The sequence below is a fragment of the Methanoregula sp. UBA64 genome, from assembly GCF_002502735.1.
Lineage (GTDB): Archaea > Halobacteriota > Methanomicrobia > Methanomicrobiales > Methanospirillaceae > Methanoregula.
This window is the reverse complement of record NZ_DAQC01000002.1, coordinates 20,414-37,921: the sequence shown is the minus strand read 5'-3', so window position 1 is coordinate 37,921 and position 17,508 is coordinate 20,414. Positions and strand designations below refer to the sequence as shown.

The following is a 17,508-nucleotide window of genomic DNA, read 5'->3' as shown; positions in this document are numbered from 1 at the left end:
GCCCTGACGGAAGAGAAAAACTGTAATGAAAAACCCCTTCCACGTCATGATCATCCCGACGCTGGGCTGCCCGTCGAAATGCAAGTACTGCTGGAGCTCGGAAGAGGGATCGCCGGTCATGAGCGTGGACACGGTCCGGGATATCGTACAGTGGCTCAACGGGGTCGACCGCGAACGGGTGACCTTTACCTTCCACGGCGGCGAACCGCTCCTTGCCGGGGCGGACTTCTACCGGCAGGCCCTCCCGCTCCTTTCTGAAGGCTGCGCCCGGATGCGCCCCGATTTTGCCATGCAGACCAACCTCTGGCGGATGACCCCGGAGATAGCGGAGGCGCTCGCCGCATACCACGTGCCCCTCGGGTCGAGCATCGACGGGCCGGAGGAGATCACGGATTCTCAAAGGGGCGACGGGTACTTCAAAAAGACGATGCAGGGCTACAAAATCGCCCGGGACCACGGCCTATCCGTCCGGTTCATCTGCACGTTCACGAACAAGTCGGTGAAGAGAAAGGAGGAGATCGTCCGGTTCTTCCTCGACGAGGGCTTCGTGCTGAAGCTCCACCCGGCGCTTCCCTCCCTGCGTTCGGAGAACCCGAAGGAATGGGCGCTCGAACCGGCGGAGTACGGGGAACTGCTGGTCTACCTCCTCGACCAAGCGCTCGAACACATGGACAAGATCGAGATCATGAACATCAGCGACCTGTGCCGGTGCGTCTTTACCCGGCACGGGAGCGTCTGCACGTACGTGGACTGCATGGGAAGCACGTTTGCGATCGGGCCCGACGGGAGCATCTACCCCTGCTACCGGTTTGTCGGGATGCCGGAGTACGTGATGGGGAATGTCGCGGACCACCCGTCGCTGGACGACCTGATGGCCTCGCCGGCGGGAAAACTGATGCTTGCCTTCAAGGACTACGTTGATACGGCGTGCGGGAAGTGCAGACACATCCGCTACTGCCGGGGAGGGTGCCCGTACAATGCCATGGCACCGACGCCGGGCCGGATCGAAGGGGTCGATCCGCACTGCGTTGCATACAAGCGGATCTTCGAGGAGATCGGCAGCCGGCTGGATGAAGAGATGTTTGCCGAACCGCCCATGGACATGGGATTCGGGATGCCTGCTGCCCCCAGAAAACCGCCAAAACCCGGCGTGATGGCGCTGATGCGCAAAATGGCGATGCAGGGGTAAGGGAACGGTAAAAACAGTCCGGGAACCGGCTGCCGGTCCGGCAGGCACGGTTCCGGCATGGTATTTTCATGAGTTACTTTGCATATTCCCGTTCTTCCCGTCAGGAAACGCCTGGTGCCGGGAGACTGCGGGGCAGGTAATGAAGGGACCGGTGCTTATGCACTCTTCTTTGCATCTTTGGCGGCAGACTTGTCGTTTGCAACAGCGGCCTTCCCTGCGACCTTGTTGTTCTTTTTCGACGTAGTAATCACTTCCTTTGCAGTGGTTGTGGTACTATTGCCACATATCAGTGATCTCTTGGTACCGGGATATACGCTTTCTTCCCGGAATGACAATCCGGGCCCGTATTAGGGATATTTTCACGGGAGGAATGCAAAAAACGCGCCGGCAGGTTCCGGTGCCGGCGTTCGACCGGGGCGGGTAAAACGGGAGGGAGCCGGCGCGGCCATACCCTTATTCACCGGTAAAAAAGACACGTATGCATTGTGAAACGCGTGGTACTGATCCTGATCGCGATCTTCTGTCTCCTCTCTGCCGGGTGTACAAGCCCCGCAGGGGTTACGCCGGCTGCCTCAACACCGGCACCGGATGCCGGGTTTGTCCTGAACCTGTCCGTCCGGCCGGGCGACGATTTTTACGCCTATGTAAACGATGCATGGCTGGAAACGCACCCGATTCCGGCCGACAAAAAAAGTTACTCGACATTCTCCGCGCTGGGTGACACCGTAGACGATGATCTCCATGCCCTCCTGGTAAACGCGTCAAACACAACACCCGGGAATACTGACCGGAACATCACTCTCATAGGCCAGTTCTACCGGTCGGGCATGGATAATAGAACGATCGATAAGGAAGGCCTCACCGGGCTCTCCGCCGATCTTACAATGATCGACGCGATCAACTCGCGAAGCGATCTGACCAATGCCACGATCACGCTCCTCGCACACGGGGACAGCCCGGTATACTCTTACTGGGCAGAGAACAATCCCAAAAACAGCAGCGAGATGGTCCCGGGCCTCGAACAGGGCGGGCTTGGGATGCCTGACCGGGACTATTACCTGAGAACGGACAACCAGAGCGTGGAGATCCAGAACGCGTACCGGCAGCACATTGCCCGGGTCTTCGAACTCTCGGGAGAGACAAAAGCTAAGGCTGCGGCTGATGCAGATACCGTCTATTCCCTGGAAAAGACCCTTGCCGCATCCCACTTCAGTACCGAGGAGAACCGCGATCCTGCAACTACCACCAACCTCTATACTCCGGCCGAACTGGAACAGCAGTATCCCGCCATCGGGTGGGATCAGCTTGCATCCCTCCCCGGGTCCGGGCCGGTGAGCCGGATCAATATCCACCAGCCGCGGTACGTAAAAGAGCTCAATACCCTCCTTGAAACCGCTCCCCTTGAAGACTGGAAGGTCTACCTGAAGTACCACCTGATCAACAGCGCATCCCCGTACCTCAGCACCTCCTTTGAGGCGGAGAACTTCGCGTTCTACAGCACCACGCTCAATGGCGTGGAAGAGATGAAACCCCGGTGGAAACGCGTCGAGACAACGGAGAGCGATCTCTTGAGCGATGCCGTGGGCAAGGCGTACGTGGCGGCATACGTGGACCCCCGGACACGCGAGATGGTATCGGCCATGGTTGTCTCCCTCCGGCAGACCCTCGACGAGCGGATTACCAACCTGACGTGGATGGGCAATTCCACGAAAGCTGCGGCCCATGAAAAACTGGCGGCAATGCGGCAGAAGATCGGGTATCCCGACACCTGGATGGATTATGCGGGACTCAACCTGTCGGATTCCTATGTGAAGAATGTCCGTTCCGTCCAGGCGTACAACCTTATCTACGGACCCTCGGGCCTGTCCCGGATCGGAAGACCTGTCGACCCGAACGTCTGGTACATGTCCCCGCAGACGATAAACGCCTATTATAACCCGACCACCAACGAGATCGTCTTCCCGACAGCGATCCTCCAGCCGCCGTTCTTTGACCCTAATGCAGACGCTGCACACAATTACGGGGCTATCGGCTGGGTGATCGGCCACGAGATGACACACGGCTTTGACGATCAGGGCCGGCAGTACGACAAGGACGGGAATCTCAAAGACTGGTGGACGGCAGAGGATGCGGCAAACTTCAACAACCGCACCAGCCTGCTCGTAACCGAGTACAACACCTTCGAGGTCCTCCCCGGGCTCTATAGTAACGGCAACCTCACGCTGGGAGAAAATATCGCGGATTTCGGCGGCCTGACGCTCTCCTACCATGCATGGAAGGAGACAGGAAACCAGACCACAGGGATAGCGGCATCCAACCATACCGCAGACCGGGAGTTCTTCTTCTCGGCTGCGCAGACGTGGAGGGAGAATGCACGGGACGATGCCCGGCGCACCTGGGTGTATACCGATCCCCATTCGGACAACAAATACCGGGTAGACGGCGTTGTCTTTAATATCCCGGAGTTCTACGACGCCTTCCCTGAGGTTACGCCGGGCGATGCCCTGTACCGGAACGCAAGCGAGCGCCCGGTCATCTGGTAACTTTTTAGGCGGGAATTATCCGCAACTCTCTTTTACCAGTATTTACAACTCCAACAGATGGAAATTCCGAACGGGCCGAACGTCAAGGGATATACCCTGCTCATCCTTTCCATCTCGCTTGCAACCTTCATGTCGAGCCTCGACGGCACGATCGTCAACATCGCACTGCCGGCCATCAGCGAATCGTTTAACCTCTCCACGACTACGGTGAGCTGGGTCACGACCTCGTACCTGCTCGTGATGGTGGGCTGCGTGCTCGTCTTCGGAAAAATCTCGGATACTATCGGGTACAAAAAGATCTTCCTTGCCGGGTTTGCCATCTTTACCCTCGGATCGTTCTTCTGCGGAGTCCTGCCCGAACTTATCCTCGGCTTTCCCTCGCTCGTGGCTTCGCGAGTCTTCCAGGCCATCGGCGCTGCCATGCTCCTGTCGGTGGCGGCTGCCATGATCGCGGCCTATATCCCGCTCACCCTCAAAGGGAAGGCGATGAGCATCATCATGCTCTTTGCCGCGCTCGGGACGGCAATCGGCCCGACGATCGGCGGCATCCTGACCCAGTACCTCTCCTGGCACTGGATCTTCTTCATCAACGTGCCGGTCGGGATCGTTGCGATCCTTCTCGGCGCGAAAGTGATCCCGGCATCGCAGCCAAAACCCGCCACCGGCACCGGGCTCGACAAGGCCGGGGCGGCCCTCGTCTTCGTGGGCCTTGCATCGCTTGTCTTTACCGTGGCAGAAGGCGAGGCGCTGCACTGGACCTCTCCCGTCATCCTCGGGGCAGCGGCCCTTGCCATTGTCGCCCTTGGCCTCTTTGTCCGGCAGGAGCTGGTTCATGCCGACCCGCTCCTCGACCTCCGGCTCTTTAAGAGCAGGAACTTCTTCCTCGCCAACCTGCTGCTCTTTTTAGTCTTCTTCAGCTTCTCGGGGATCAGCTACCTGCTGCCGTTCTACCTCGAATACGTGCACAGCTATTCAACGTCGAACGCCGGCCTGATCATGACCGCGCTCTCGTTTGCCATGATGGTGGCGGGCCTGATCGCCGGGGCGGCATACAACCGGCTCGGATCCCGCCGGCTCTGTATCATCGCCTGCGTGCCGCTGATCTGCGGCTATTTCATGATGACCAAGCTCTTTGTGCACACCGCAACGGGTTTCGTGGTCATTGCCCTTGCGCTCATCGGCTTTGGCCTGGGCTTAATCGTAACCCCGGCAACAACGCTGATCATGATGTCGGTTGCAAAGGCAAAAGCCGGGATGATCTCGAGCCTCACCAGCCTCGAACGGACCGCACCGATGCCTATCGGGATCGCGATCTTCAACCTGATCCTCATTGTCGGGATCACGGGCATTGCAAACCGCTATGCGGTGACCTACAGCTCCCCGGCGGATATTAAGATGGAGGTGCTCTCGGCGGGCTTTGATATCGCGTTCCTTCTCTCGCTCGTGCTGGGCTTTGCGCTCCTGATCATCAGCTTCGCCCTAAAGGACGAGATCCACCCGGACTATGCGGAAGATGCAAATGCCCTGCACCGGAACGGGAACTAACCCCGGATCTGTTTTTTAAAAAAGGTATTATGCCCGGATAACCACCGGGCCGGGCTCCATGTACCGGCCGGCGCCGAGCATCCAGGTGCCGTCCACGTCCGTGACGTAACTGATCTTGAGCTCCGTGGTGTTGGTGGCCGGGTTTACCGTGTAATAATCCACCAGCGCGGTCCCGTTCCGGGCGCCGGCGAGCATGGCCTGCACGTGGTGCGATCCCATCGGGTCGGTGGCATTGATCCGGTTTGTCCCGATCTGGCCGGGCTGGTACGGCCAGGCGAGCACGGTACCGTTGTAATCATAGGCAAAGACGTAGAGATCGCCCCGGGTAAACGAGCCGTTCTGGTTGTTGAACTCCGCAAGGGCCCGGTCTTTTCCGTTCATCCGGGCAAAGGATTTTGCATCGGCCACGAACTGCCGGAGGGTGGCGTTTACCAGCAGGTCGTCGCGGGTGTACACCCCCGCACCGATCCAGTAGGAGTCGTCCACCGGGCGCACGTAGCTGACCTTGTATTTCACGGTGAAGTTGTCGGACGGGTCCGGGTACTGGTACAGGAGGTACCCGCCGCCGCTCTTCGCGAGCGCGATCTCGGTCCGGGTGTAGTACCGGCCGGCGGTATCCCTGATGTCGGAGAAGCTGGTACCGACCAGCTGCGGCTGGTAGGGCAGGGCGAGGGCGCGGCCCGTATAGTCCAGCGCGTAGATGTACACGTTCCCGGTAACGAACGGGCCGTTTTTATTGGAGAAGGCAGAGAGTGCGGCTCCCCTGCCGTTCTTTTGTGCATATGCTGCGGCACCGTCTACGAAGCTTTTGAGATCCTGCGTGGTGGAAGGTTCGTCTGCCGATGCGGTAACGGCAGGCTCTACGGGCCCGGTGTAGATTCCGGAGCCAAGCCACCAGTCATCGTCGATCTTTACGCCATAGCACAGCTTGGTCTCAAGGGTCTCGTTGTGGGCGGGATTCACGTACACGAGCGGGTAGTACCCGCTCCCGTTTTTGACGACATCTGCAAACTCGGTGACAAAGACGCCGTTTGCGCCCTCACGCACCTTTCCTACCGCTTCGGGGTTGACCGGGTGGGCAAGGGTGGTGCCGTTGAAATCGTAGGCATAGATGTAGAGCTCGCCGGTAAAGAACGAGCCGTTCCTGCTGTTGAATTCGGCAAGGGCTTTTTCTTTGCCATGGGCCGTTACATAGGCGGCTGCGCTGTCGACAAAGCGAACGAGCCATTGGTGGTGGCGGCTGCCTGCGGGGCAATGGCCGCGCCCTGCGGGGAAGTACCGGGCTGCTGCTGCGTACAGCCGGTTCCGAGGAGAACGAGGCATAACAGGAGCCCGCACAGGAGTACCCGGGCCGTTTGTTTCATGGTGCTCATGGGTGGGCTATCTTTCCCAATAACCACATCGGTTTTTTCCCCCCCTGGGGTTCCTGCCTTACTCTGTCACGGGGGAGCCGGACTCGCCGGGGTACAGGAACCGGAAGAAGATCCGGGTGGCAAGCGGCATCACGGCCCAGGTAAGGATGACCACGAGAAGCGTGATGAAGACGACCTTCTGGACGAGGAACGGTTCGTTGTCGAGGAACGGCCCGGTGAGGATCGAGATGACAATCGAGACCGGGAGGGCGGCGATCCAGGTGACGAGCGCCTGCCGGGCCCTTGTCGGCGGGGTAAGGACGGTCTGCTGCCCGGGGAGGGTAAACCAGGTCTCCAGGCCCGAGAGGGTTTCGGTGCGGGGCGGGGCGATTGCGAGCTGCTGTTCGCTTGTTATCCACGCGTGATAGGCGGGGGTGGCGTGCCAGCGGTCGAGTTCTGCCTGCGAGGCGAACTTGTATACGATCCGGTACACGCCGTCCTGGTACGGCCCGGGCCGGAAGATCGTGATCCCGAGATTTGCGGGGAGGGCGGTAAATGCTGCCATGTATTTTTTGAGCTCGGCTTCGAACTGCGCCTCGCAGCCTGCCTTTACGTAGTGGACCCGCACTACGGTGATCGGTTCGTCTGAGGGTGCTGCCAGTCTTCTCACCTGTATGCGGGATATTTTGGCAGTCCCTGCATAAACCTGCCGATACTATCGGGGCGGATCGCGCCCGGACTCCGTATTCTCTATAGTTTAAAGATAAGAATACATATATCGATCTTACACACAATAGTGCTTAGGTGCAATGAGATGGAATCCGCCGCAACTCTCTACCGGCCCATGGACGGCCGGGATATGGCAATGCTGCAAAAAGTCCCGGGCGCACGCCGCCCGCCGGCAACCGAAGACGAACGCCTTACCCGGCACACGGTGATGCTCGACGATCTCTCGAAACGACTGGACGATTACTTCTCCCAGCCTACGCTCGGGAAGATGAACTAAACAATCCCGGTACGCCTTCTTTTTTGCCGGACTGGCATCCCGTTTTGTTCGAAAAAAGAGCCGGCGGGCCGGATGCCCGCTGACTGCCGGCCCGGCACGGCTGCCGGAACAAAATCGCCTTTGCGGCCCGGTTATTCGTGGCCTTCGGGCGACCAGAGGCCGACAAGGTTGTTCTCGGTGTCGAGGATCATGGCGGTGAGCCCGACGCCGGGGATCTCGGAGACGGGCATCATGACCTTTCCGCCGAGCATCTCCACTTTCGAGACAACGCCTTCGATGTCCCCGACCTGGACGAAGTCGAGGATCGGTTCCTTTTCGTGCCGCTTGTACAATCCCCCGTGGTTGAGGGAACCGGGCTCCACCGGGCCGGTGGTTATCTCATGGTACTGCATCGCGCCAAGTCCCATGGTCTCGGGAGCAGCGGTCGGCTCGATCTTCCAGCCAAGGAGGGCGGCATAGAACCGCCGGGCCCGGGCCACGTCGTCGGCCGGGATCATGAAGTGCGAGAGGTTTGCCATGAAAAGGTGTGGGAAGCCGGAGGTAATGAGTGCAACGGTCGGGACAAGCGGGCAAACGGGCGGGCGGGAACGGGCGATAAAACGGTGCGGGAACCGCTATAAACCGTATAGAGGTGTACGTTAAAGGGGGAGATCGCCGGAGGACACCTAGGAAGTCCCTCGAACCGGATTATAAAACCGGGGCCGTTTGAAGCGCGGTGAAAATTGCAATGAGAAGAGATTGAGCGTCGGAATGCAGGTTTTGTAACGCAGGGTTATACACAATTATGCTTACTTTCCCTCGCCCCGTAACATGAAGACCTGCCGTTTTCCGTCAAGATACTTCCTGATTTTTCCTTTCTCTTCAAGAAGAATCAGATCGGCCCTTGCCGTCGGTAAAGATACCTTGTATTTTCCAGCAATCTCGCTTGTGGCGTAATATCGCGTTGGGTGCCGGATAAAATCCCGTAAGATCTCCGCCTGCCTGAACGAGAGATCGGGGATCTGTTCGACAAGCCAGAGGGAGGCAGATTCCTCGTCTTTTTTATGGAGGATGTATTGTTTTAAGTCATCCAGTGCGCGGCTGATGATCCGGATATTAAAATCGATAAAATAGGTCATGTCGTTGCTGTCGGACTCTGTCAGCAGGTATGCCCGAGAGTACTGGGCCGGGGCGTGGACGAAGATCCGTGAGATCGAGATATACTCCAGCAGATCGTAGTGGTGCTTGAGAGCGAACCAATAGAAGAGCGCCCGTGCAGTCCTTCCGTTGCCGTCGTTAAACGGGTGGATATACCCGATCAGGAAATGAATGATGATGGCTTTTACAATTGGATGGATGAACTCCTCATCGCTGTTTGCAAATGCGATAAGATCGTCGATCATTGCCGGAATTTTTACAGCATCCGGCGGGTAATGGTAGATCTGGGTGGGATCTGCCTTGCTGCCAACCACGATATCGTCCGTTGTACGGAAGGCGGATTCGTCGGTCTCGCTCTCCAGCGTTCCTTTCGTGATCTCGTGATGAATATCTAGTATGAGTTCCCGGGAGAGCGGTCTGTCCCGCAATTCCTTGAGCCGGCGGATCGTCTGGTAATTATTGACGATCATCCGCTCGGAGGTGTTTTTGGGTTTTCTTTTCTCACGAAGGATCTTCTTTGCTGCCGGCCGGGTGGTGGCAGCGCCTTCAAGCTGGCTGGATGCGATGGCCTCTTCCATGAGGGAATTGACAAGATACTGCTGCTTGTTTGCCTCGCTTGGGGATTCCCCGAACAGCCAGTCAAAGGATGCGGGAGATGCCTTGTCGATGAGATGGAGCTGCTTGGAGAAGTTTTCCGGGATGTAGAAGAGGAAAGTTTCTTCACCGATATGGATTTTGTGATACTTGCGTTCACGAGTTACTTTGAGGAAATACCAGAAAAGGAGAGGGTCATAGCTTATCTCTTTACGGCGAAGATCATCCCAATGGATATATTCTATCTCGTTGAACGTGTGAGTTAATTGATGGATTACTTTTTTTTCTTCGCTGTTTTGAGATGCCTTTAGAAATAGAGCCTCGTACTCACTAAACAGATTATTATCTGCGAATAATTTTTCAAGTTCCGGCGGCTTATGAGGTTTTTTCATCTTGCACCCAAACGGTCTGTATCGCCAAATACCTGTAAATTTTTGTAAAATTTACAGATGTTTACAGATTGGTTGATGCGGCACCACAAAAAGGTTCTGGACATTTCCAAAAAAAAATCGCTGGAAAACAGCAATCGAAACCGGGTGTACGCGAAGCAACAAGGGGGAGGGGGTGGGGGCCACCCCCCCACCCCTCTTCCGGAAAAACCGGGGGCACCCTCCCCCCCTTCAAAGAAAAAAACCAGGCAATCCGGATTTTCCAAAAAATCCACATTTTTCCAATCTTCGACGACAATTCCACGCGAAACACAGGTCGCGGTCATGCAAAAGAGGTTGCGATTTGCGGACACTGGGGGGAGGGGGGTGCCCCCCACCCCCCCTACCTTCTATTTTTCAAGTGGGGGGTACCCTCCCCCACATGTGGGGGTGTGTGGGTAAGGCACTCATGAGAACCGATTACGAAGAAGAACTGAAAGATACCTCCCAAAAAAAATGCAAAGATAAAGAATATTTTTATTCAGCTAGAGCGATCTATCGAATAATTAACTTAAAATCAACCTCCAAATAAGAGCAAGAAACATGAAAATTTGTACCGCCTGCGGAAAAGAGAATTTTGACCGAGATGACGTTTGTGAAAGATGTAATCAATCAATCCAGAATATTAATCATGAAACTTTTCATTTACAAGATCATATCCTAAAGTTATTTTCAATTATCGCTGTTTTCATTGGATTTATAAAAGGAGTCGATTATTTAGAGGATTTAAATTCAGTAAATATTCCATTAATCTATTTTCAAGCAATTCGAATAACTGCCGCTTCTGCGATTATAATTGTCCTAATTATAACATTGTATTCCTCGTCACTATATGATAATCCAAAACAACAAATTGCCAAAAAAATATCTGGGGAGTTCTTTGTTTATCTAATATTCAATATTACATTAATTTTAGGGATTGTGGTGTTTATTGGATTTCCGGATAAGAATGGGATTACACTTTTTCCCAGTCTTCTCTTTTATCTCGCAATTCCCGGATCTTTTCTGCTTTTGATGAAAAATCAACATATTAACAAACAAAAAATTATCTCTTGGTTTCTAATTTTTTCTATATGGTTCTTTGAAATTTTTCTAATTGGACATTACGCAGTCCTAATTTTTGCTAAATATGGCTTAAACCCAGAATTATGGTGGAGCCTAGAAATAGGATTTTTATCGTTATTTTTCCTTGTTCTTGGTTTATTCATTGGAAGTCTCATTGCATGCTGTTTGGCACCACCATTCAATCCCTTCGATTTTGTTAATTATTTGCTTTGGTCTAACCCGAATGACTTCTTATTAGACTTGGCATTTTATGGAGGAATCTATATCGCTCTTGTTTCTCCAGCAATCTGGCAGATAATAAATTATTTTGCGGCTTGAACCGTAATTGCGGTTAAGTAGTCATTTATTATTTTGAATTGTCCCCGCTTTCAACGAAAGCCATTTTCTCTTTTGCTTTATCTTCCCAATCCCCCTCCCTTTCACTGTATCCGCAACGCTCCCCGCCCGGATCCTCAAACCAGCCTCATTCCTGCCCCGGATCCAAAACCTTTCGCAAGCATATATGTTAAGACTGCTCATAATTTCGTGTCAAAGGGCGCCCGAGACAAACAGGAAGAAAAGAACCAAAAAAAGGAGGTGAAAAAACCATGGCAAACTTCGAACAGAACCACAGCGTCAAATGTGCCATCCGGATGCTGGCCGGGCCCATCCCGGACATCGGCGTCTTTAATGCAATCGTCCAGTCCGTCATCGTGAACAACCCGTTCGGCTGCTCCTCGTACATGACACGGAGCGGACACCAGGCACCCATAAAAAAGATCCGCGAAAGCTACACGGCACGGATTGCCTACCGGGACAGCACCGCAAAGACCGTTGGCGTTACCTCGGAGACCTACAACACCGTCTCGGGATTCAACGACGGTATCGTTGCCCTGCTCGCTAATCTGGCAAACACCGCCGCCCACAAAGGAACCCCGGTCCGCACTCCGGACGCAGACAACTTCTCTGCAACGCTCCGCTGCCACGACCCCGGCGGCGAGACCTACTACGTCAACATCGCCCGCCGCCAGATCACGCTCTCGTCGTACGAGAACGAGAGCATTCGGATCCGGGTCGAGAACTGGGCCGACAGCGTTATCGCACTCGCTTAAGGCGCAGGAAGACCGGCTGGCCTAAAAAAGAGCGGGGGGACTCCCTCTTTTTTTTTAGTCCCGGTCTTATTCTGACATTCTAAGAATGATCGCACCCGGCCCATACTATCTAAGAACAGCAAGCATCGTGTTCTCCACAGCGCTAAACCCCTCTTTCTCGTACACCGGCTTCCCGTCCGCGCTCGCAAACAGGTACACCCGGTGGATCCCTGCATCTTTGCAGAACGCCGTTGCCGCCCGCACGATCCGGCCGGCATGGCCCCGGTGGCGCTCGTCCTTTTCGGTATAGATACTGTGGACAAACCCGATCCGCAAGGACGGATCGAACGGCACCGGCACATAGGCCGCGATGCTCACCGCCCCGCCCGAGACCACGCGGCCGTCCTTTTTTACCACCCAGGCACGGCAGCTCCCGTCAGAGAAACCCTCGCGGAGCTTCTGTATATACTGCTCCTCAACGGCCCGCATGCTCTCTTCAACAACGGGAAAACCCCGCTCTGCCCAGATTTCCTCAAACATCAGCCGGTGGAACCGGGCAAGCACCGCGATCTCCGGCGCGCCGGCCGGTGAAACAACCGGCCCGGGACCGGAGCCGTCCCGGGATATCATGGAATTGTCTGACATCCTCTTCCCGGATCCTGTTCGGCAGTATCTGCAAAAATACCTTCACAGATCTCCTGACCGGATGACGACACCGCCCGCACCGGACCGGCCCTTACCCGGAAAACACAACTCCGCTTGCCCCAAACGCAACCTATTTTTCATTAACGCAAGTCTATATGCCCGGAAAATCCACCAAGAGACCCGGTTTAATAATTCGGGCTTTAAATACCCTGTTTTTCCGAATATGATTTCGAAACCTTTTAATCAAGATCTCACTAATTTTACCATAACCACAAAGAGTTTTAACTCGATGTGCGTGGCATTGCATTTTGAATACTCTCGTGCATTCGCACGCAGGGAGGAGGCTAAATGGAACAAATAGTATTTGGCATAGGAATTACTGCACTGGCAGGAGCTCTTGCCACCGTAGCCGGTTCCGCGGAAGATACTGAATCCAACATCGGGTCGCAGGGAGACCCGAACTCACAGGTTCAGCTCGCACCGCAGATGGGTTTCGTGCACCGCATATTCAACAAGGCGGTTGCAGGCGAACCCCCGGCATACGCACTGTGGTGTGCTCTTGGCGCAGGACTTGCATGGGCGTTTCTCGCCATGCATGTTAACGCGGTCCTCGCAATTATCCTGGGCTCGTTGCTTGCCGTCTTTGTTCAGGGTATCTATTCAACAACAGCATACCTGGGCAGAACCGCAAGTCTCGCGAAGTTCGGCCAGCCGGTCTACGTGGACATCTTAAAGTCCATGACCACCGTCGCCATGGCTCATGCTTTTGTAGCAATTTTCTGTACTGTCACCATCTGTTACCTGATCAACGCCGCTCTGGGACATCCGTTCCCGCTGCCGCTGCTCGGGTTCATCTGGGGAATCGCACTCGGAGCTGCAGGGTCTGCCACCGGCAACCCGTTCTATGGCAAGGAACGCCAGTACCAGAACCAGAAGTTCGGCGCAGGCGTACCGATCTCAGCATCAGGCAACATTGTCCGGTATGCTGAAGCCGGCGAGCGCAACTCCATCGACAACGGGTACTTCACCGCAAAGTTCGGCGGACCCGCATCGGGCCTGTGCTTTGGCCTTATCGTATTCCTTGAACTCTGGCGTACCATTCTCTTCGAGAAGGTCGGCGCCGGCTGGGGTGCGATCATTGTCGGTATCTTAATCATCCTCGTCTTCACGATCATCGACAGGTACATGGAAGTCTGGGCACGCAAGAACTACGGTCCGTACACGGCACCCGCAAAGGAGGCCTAACGTTATGACCGCAGTAGCAGCTAAACCCCAGTCAGGAAAGATCTTTAACCCGGCCGCCATGGTCGTCGGTCTTGTCCTGCTCCTGATCCTTGTCGGGGTCTGTTATGTAATCGTCCCGGTTGACTCACGCATCATGGTGCTCATGGTCCTCATCGGCATCATCGTCGGCGGTGTGCTCATCGGGTTCGGTGTCCACTTCGTGCCGGTCGGCGGCGCTCCCGCTGCAATGGGCCAAGCACCCGGTATCGCTACCGGTGTCGCCATGCTCGCAGCAGGTGCAGGTCTTGCCGGTCTCTTCGGCGGCGCATGGGCCGCAGACCAGGGACTCCTTATCGCGGTAATCACCGGCGGTATCGGCGGCGGCCTGATGATGGCCGTCACCTGTATGATGGTCAACTTCGTCTACGTCTTTGGCATGGGTATCCCCGCAGCCTCAGGCAAGGTCTTAAAGGACCCGATCACCGGGGACAGCCAGCCTGAGTACAAGTCGCAGGGAACGGAAGGCCACGGCCTGCCGTTCGTCTCGTTTGTCGGCGGTGTCATCGGCGGTATCCTTGGTGGTGCCGGCGGTACGCTCATCTACATCGAGCTCCTCGGCCTCTACAAGGCAACGCTCCCCACCGTCATGAACGCATCTGCAGACCTGGTTCTCCCGATCGCCATTGCCACAGCAGGCATGTTCGCAATCGGCCTGTTCCTCGTGAACGCAGTGCTTACGGCGTACAACATTACGGGAACCATCGAGGGCCCGCACGACCCCAAGTTCAAGCGGTGGCCCCGGTCGGTCGTAGCATCGGCAGTTGCATCTGCACTCTGCGGACTTGTTGCGATCCTTATCGTGGTGCTCTAGAGGTGCTGAAATGTCCGTAAAAGTTGAAGTAATCGAAGGAGGCATTCCGCACACCAAGATTATGATCGGTGGCCTTGTCGCTACGATCGTGTGCCTGTACCTCTCTTATCTCAATGTGGTCACCAACACCGGGCTGTTCTCGTTCTTCGGCGGCCTTGCCGTTGTCGCAGCCCTCATCTGGGGCAGCAACACCATCAAGGTGCTCTGCAGCTACGGTATCGGTACCGGTGTCCCGTCAGCAGGTATGATCGCGTTCGGTTCCGGTGTCATTGCAATGCTCCTTGCAACAAAGTTCGGCATTGCAGCACCCATCGTTGCGCTCGTCCTTGCAGCCGTGATCGGTCTCATTCTCGGGTACCTCGCAAACGAGGTCCTCAACATGAAGATCCCGGTCATGATCCAGTCCCTTACCGAACTGGCAGTCGTCGGTGCACTCACCCTCATGGGCTTTGCAGTCTTAATCACCGGCAGCTTCACGTTCACGGGACTTACCACCGGCTCCATCACGCTCTTTGGCATGATCACTATGCCCAGCTACCAGGTCTCCTTCATTGGCGGCGGCCTTGTGGCAGTAGCATTCCTGCTCGGTTCCATCGCCGTCCAGCACCCGTTCAACGCGTGCCTCGGCCCCGGCTGGAAACAGGACCGCATGCTCATGCTCACCGCTGAGTGCGGATTCTTAAGCATGATCGTAGCAGCAGTCATGTCGTTTGCCCTCATCAGCGCCGGAGCGGCCATCATCTCGCTCCTCATTGCACTGATCGGCTGGGTATACACCTACTGCGAGTACATCAAGCTCTCGAAGCGCGACGCATTTGCATGGCTCGACGCGAAACCGATTCCTGATGTGGAGGGACACTAATCATGGCATACGTCATTGTCCTTCCGGAATTCGGCCTCGTCTCCGACCCGATGGTCGGCACGGTCACCACCGCAGGAGAATCGCTCTCCCCGGTACTTGACAAGGTAGCAGTCCTCGAAGCATCTACTGACGATCTCGTCAACATGCTCTCCGGCGAAGGCAACTACGTTGCATCCTTCCCCGGCCGTGAGAAGACGCTCGCTATCGGCGGCAGCATCAATGCGTTCTGGTACGGGATTGCGATCGGACTACTCATTGCAGGAGTCATTGCATTCCGGCTTGTGATGGTGAGATAAAATGGCAGACAAGAAATCACCGGCAAGCGGATGGCCACTCGTCAAGGGTGACTTCCACACGGGAGACGCAAACAGCCCCGTTGCTGTTATCACCATGGGCTCTCACCTCGACGAACAGGGCATCTGCGATGCAGGCGCCGCAATGTGCGGTTCCTGTAAGACCGAGAATCTCGGTCTTGAAAAGGTCATTGCCAACTACATCGCCAACCCCAACATCAGGTTCGTGCTCCTCTGTGGTACCGAAGTCAAGGGCCACCTTTCCGCACAGTCGCTGATTGCGCTCCACAAGAGCGGTGTCAAGGACGGCAGGATTGTCGGAGCTGAAGGCGCAATCCCGTTCATTGAGAACCTCAATGACGCGGCGATCAAGCGCTTCCAGGAACAGGTCTCCATTGTCAACATCATGGAGTCCGAAGACCTCTCCGCCATCAAGGCCAAGATCAGCGAACTCAAGGCAAAAGACCCCGGCGCGTTCGCCGCGGACGCCATGGTCGTTGAAGTCAAGGAAGCGGCTGGCGGCAGCGGGGAAGAGGCTGGCGGCGAAGTACGCCCGATCTCCGGCGAGATGGCAATCATCACCACACGCATCAAGATCATCGAGAAGATGGTGACCGACATCGGATACCGCGACAGGTTTGCCGCAGGTGTCTATGCAGGGAAGATCGAAGGTGTAATGATCGGCCTGATCGTCTCGTTTACTTTGATCGGATTCATATGGATGGGGTGAAGTGAGATGGCAGAAGAAGAAAAATCTGCAGGACCGGTCAGGATGGTTGCAATCGACGGCATGGTCGAGAACATCCGTTACAAGTCACAGATCCTGGCCCGTACCAACAAGTTCGACTCGGCATCGACCACAAACGGCCTTGTCGCATTTGTCGCCGGGCTGCTGATCGCGGTGATCATGATCGTGGTACCCGCATTACTTATCTAGAGGTGAAGAGAAATGGCAGACAAGAAATCACCGGCAAATGGATGGCCGCTCGTCAAGGGTGACTTCCACACGGGAGATGCTAACAGCCCCGTTGCTGTTATCACCATGGGCTCTCACCTCGACGAACAGGGCATCTGCGATGCAGGTGCTGCAATGTGCGGTTCCTGTAAGACCGAGAACCTCGGTCTCGAAAAGGTCATCGCAAACTACATCGCCAACCCCAACATCAGGTTCGTGCTCCTCTGTGGTACCGAAGTCAAGGGTCACCTCTCGGCCCAGTCTTTGATTGCGCTCCACAAGAGCGGCGTAAAAGATGGCAGGATCGTCGGAGCTGAAGGCGCAATCCCGTTCATTGAGAACCTCAATGACGCAGCGATCAAGCGCTTCCAGGAACAGGTCTCCATTGTCAACATCATGGAGTCCGAAGACCTCTCCGCCATCAAGGCCAAGATCAGCGAACTCAAGGCAAAAGACCCCGGCGCGTTCGCCGCGGACGCCATGGTCGTTGAAGTCAAGGAAGCGGCCGGCGGCGCTGAAGTCGCAGCTGCGGGTGCAAACCCCCAGTTCCTCGAAATCGAGAAGCGTCTCGACAAGATCGAGAAGAGACTCGAATTCGTGGATGCAGAAGTGGCACAGCGTGTTGGGAGAAAGATCGGGCGCGACATCGGCATACTGTACGGCCTCGTGGCAGGATTGATCGTGCTGGTACTTTTCGTGTTCCGTTTCGTCAAATTAGGTTGATGGCAT

Annotated in this window: 19 protein-coding genes; 14 read left to right on the top strand and 5 right to left on the bottom strand. The window is 55.7% G+C overall.

Annotated elements, in window-relative coordinates:
* Nucleotides 1–25: 25 nt before the first annotated feature.
* From BP758_RS06910 to BP758_RS06900, 3 genes are all read left to right on the top strand, one after another.
* Entirely contained in the window at nt 26–1,189 is a 1,164-nt protein-coding gene (locus BP758_RS06910; protein ID WP_292370079.1) for a TIGR04083 family peptide-modifying radical SAM enzyme, read from the top strand.
* 485 nt (nt 1,190–1,674) lie between these two features.
* Nucleotides 1,675–3,732, top strand: coding sequence for a M13 family metallopeptidase (locus tag BP758_RS06905; RefSeq protein WP_292370077.1), 2,058 nt, complete (start codon nt 1,675–1,677; stop codon nt 3,730–3,732).
* 57 nt (nt 3,733–3,789) lie between these two features.
* The gene (locus BP758_RS06900; RefSeq protein WP_292370076.1) at nt 3,790–5,277 is read left to right on the top strand and encodes an MFS transporter; all 1,488 of its coding nucleotides are present in this window, start codon (nt 3,790–3,792) and stop codon (nt 5,275–5,277) included.
* 27 nt (nt 5,278–5,304) lie between these two features.
* Here the strand turns inward: BP758_RS06900 and BP758_RS06895 are convergent, their stop codons facing one another.
* Both BP758_RS06895 and BP758_RS06890 read right to left on the bottom strand, forming a co-directional pair.
* Nucleotides 5,305–6,600 (bottom strand): cache domain-containing protein, encoded by a 1,296-nt coding sequence (locus BP758_RS06895; RefSeq protein WP_292370074.1) that lies wholly within the window; start codon nt 6,598–6,600, stop codon nt 5,305–5,307.
* A gap of 108 nt (nt 6,601–6,708) precedes the next feature.
* Entirely contained in the window at nt 6,709–7,299 is a 591-nt protein-coding gene (locus tag BP758_RS06890; protein ID WP_292370072.1) for an antibiotic biosynthesis monooxygenase, read from the bottom strand.
* Nucleotides 7,300–7,443: 144 nt separating this feature from the next.
* Between BP758_RS06890 and BP758_RS06885 the strand changes: the two genes are divergently transcribed.
* Entirely contained in the window at nt 7,444–7,635 is a 192-nt protein-coding gene (locus BP758_RS06885; protein WP_292370070.1) for a hypothetical protein, read from the top strand.
* Between the two features lie 131 nt (nt 7,636–7,766).
* On the opposite strand, the gene BP758_RS06880 is transcribed toward BP758_RS06885, so the two are convergent.
* Both BP758_RS06880 and BP758_RS06875 read right to left on the bottom strand, forming a co-directional pair.
* Nucleotides 7,767–8,153 carry a VOC family protein gene (locus BP758_RS06880; protein WP_292370068.1) on the bottom strand — a complete coding sequence of 129 codons (387 nt, stop codon included), beginning with the start codon at nt 8,151–8,153 and terminating at the stop codon, nt 7,767–7,769.
* A gap of 270 nt (nt 8,154–8,423) precedes the next feature.
* Nucleotides 8,424–9,350 carry a Fic family protein gene (locus tag BP758_RS06875; RefSeq protein WP_292370066.1) on the bottom strand — a complete coding sequence of 309 codons (927 nt, stop codon included), beginning with the start codon at nt 9,348–9,350 and terminating at the stop codon, nt 8,424–8,426.
* A 93-nt stretch (nt 9,351–9,443) separates the two neighbouring features.
* Here BP758_RS06875 and BP758_RS06870 point away from each other — a divergent pair, with 93 nt between their 5' ends.
* The 3 genes from BP758_RS06870 to BP758_RS06860 all read left to right on the top strand — a co-directional run bounded on the left by BP758_RS06870 (nt 9,444) and on the right by BP758_RS06860 (nt 11,950).
* Nucleotides 9,444–9,632: a hypothetical protein gene (locus tag BP758_RS06870; protein ID WP_292370065.1), complete on the top strand. Its 189-nt coding sequence runs from the start codon at nt 9,444–9,446 to the stop codon at nt 9,630–9,632.
* Nucleotides 9,633–10,337: 705 nt separating this feature from the next.
* Nucleotides 10,338–11,177 carry a zinc finger Ran-binding domain-containing protein gene (locus tag BP758_RS06865; protein WP_292370063.1) on the top strand — a complete coding sequence of 280 codons (840 nt, stop codon included), beginning with the start codon at nt 10,338–10,340 and terminating at the stop codon, nt 11,175–11,177.
* Nucleotides 11,178–11,446: 269 nt separating this feature from the next.
* Nucleotides 11,447–11,950, top strand: a complete 504-nt coding sequence (locus BP758_RS06860; protein ID WP_292370061.1) for a hypothetical protein — start codon at nt 11,447–11,449, stop codon at nt 11,948–11,950.
* Between the two features lie 105 nt (nt 11,951–12,055).
* Here BP758_RS06860 and BP758_RS06855 read toward each other — a convergent pair whose 3' ends face one another.
* Nucleotides 12,056–12,574 carry a GNAT family N-acetyltransferase gene (locus BP758_RS06855; RefSeq protein WP_292370060.1) on the bottom strand — a complete coding sequence of 173 codons (519 nt, stop codon included), beginning with the start codon at nt 12,572–12,574 and terminating at the stop codon, nt 12,056–12,058.
* A 348-nt stretch (nt 12,575–12,922) separates the two neighbouring features.
* Between BP758_RS06855 and mtrE the strand changes: the two genes are divergently transcribed.
* Genes mtrE through mtrA (BP758_RS06820) form a run of 7 tightly spaced genes read left to right on the top strand, consistent with a single transcriptional unit; the run spans nt 12,923 to nt 17,502 of the window.
* A complete protein-coding gene (gene mtrE, locus BP758_RS06850; RefSeq protein WP_292370058.1) occupies nt 12,923–13,819 on the top strand; it encodes a tetrahydromethanopterin S-methyltransferase subunit E in 897 nt (298 codons plus the stop codon).
* 4 nt (nt 13,820–13,823) lie between these two features.
* Nucleotides 13,824–14,669 (top strand): tetrahydromethanopterin S-methyltransferase subunit D, encoded by an 846-nt coding sequence (gene mtrD / locus BP758_RS06845; protein WP_292370057.1) that lies wholly within the window; start codon nt 13,824–13,826, stop codon nt 14,667–14,669.
* Between the two features lie 10 nt (nt 14,670–14,679).
* Complete coding sequence (mtrC, locus tag BP758_RS06840; RefSeq protein ID WP_292370054.1) at nt 14,680–15,531, top strand: tetrahydromethanopterin S-methyltransferase subunit MtrC; 852 nt, start codon at nt 14,680–14,682, stop codon at nt 15,529–15,531.
* 2 nt (nt 15,532–15,533) lie between these two features.
* Nucleotides 15,534–15,827: a tetrahydromethanopterin S-methyltransferase subunit MtrB gene (gene mtrB, locus BP758_RS06835; RefSeq protein WP_292370052.1), complete on the top strand. Its 294-nt coding sequence runs from the start codon at nt 15,534–15,536 to the stop codon at nt 15,825–15,827.
* Nucleotide 15,828: 1 nt separating this feature from the next.
* Nucleotides 15,829–16,554, top strand: coding sequence for a tetrahydromethanopterin S-methyltransferase subunit A (gene mtrA / locus BP758_RS06830; RefSeq protein WP_292370050.1), 726 nt, complete (start codon nt 15,829–15,831; stop codon nt 16,552–16,554).
* Nucleotides 16,555–16,560: 6 nt separating this feature from the next.
* Entirely contained in the window at nt 16,561–16,761 is a 201-nt protein-coding gene (locus tag BP758_RS06825; protein ID WP_292370048.1) for a tetrahydromethanopterin S-methyltransferase subunit F, read from the top strand.
* A gap of 12 nt (nt 16,762–16,773) precedes the next feature.
* Nucleotides 16,774–17,502, top strand: a complete 729-nt coding sequence (gene mtrA / locus BP758_RS06820) for a tetrahydromethanopterin S-methyltransferase subunit A (protein WP_292370046.1) — start codon at nt 16,774–16,776, stop codon at nt 17,500–17,502.
* Nucleotides 17,503–17,508: the final 6 nt, after the last annotated feature.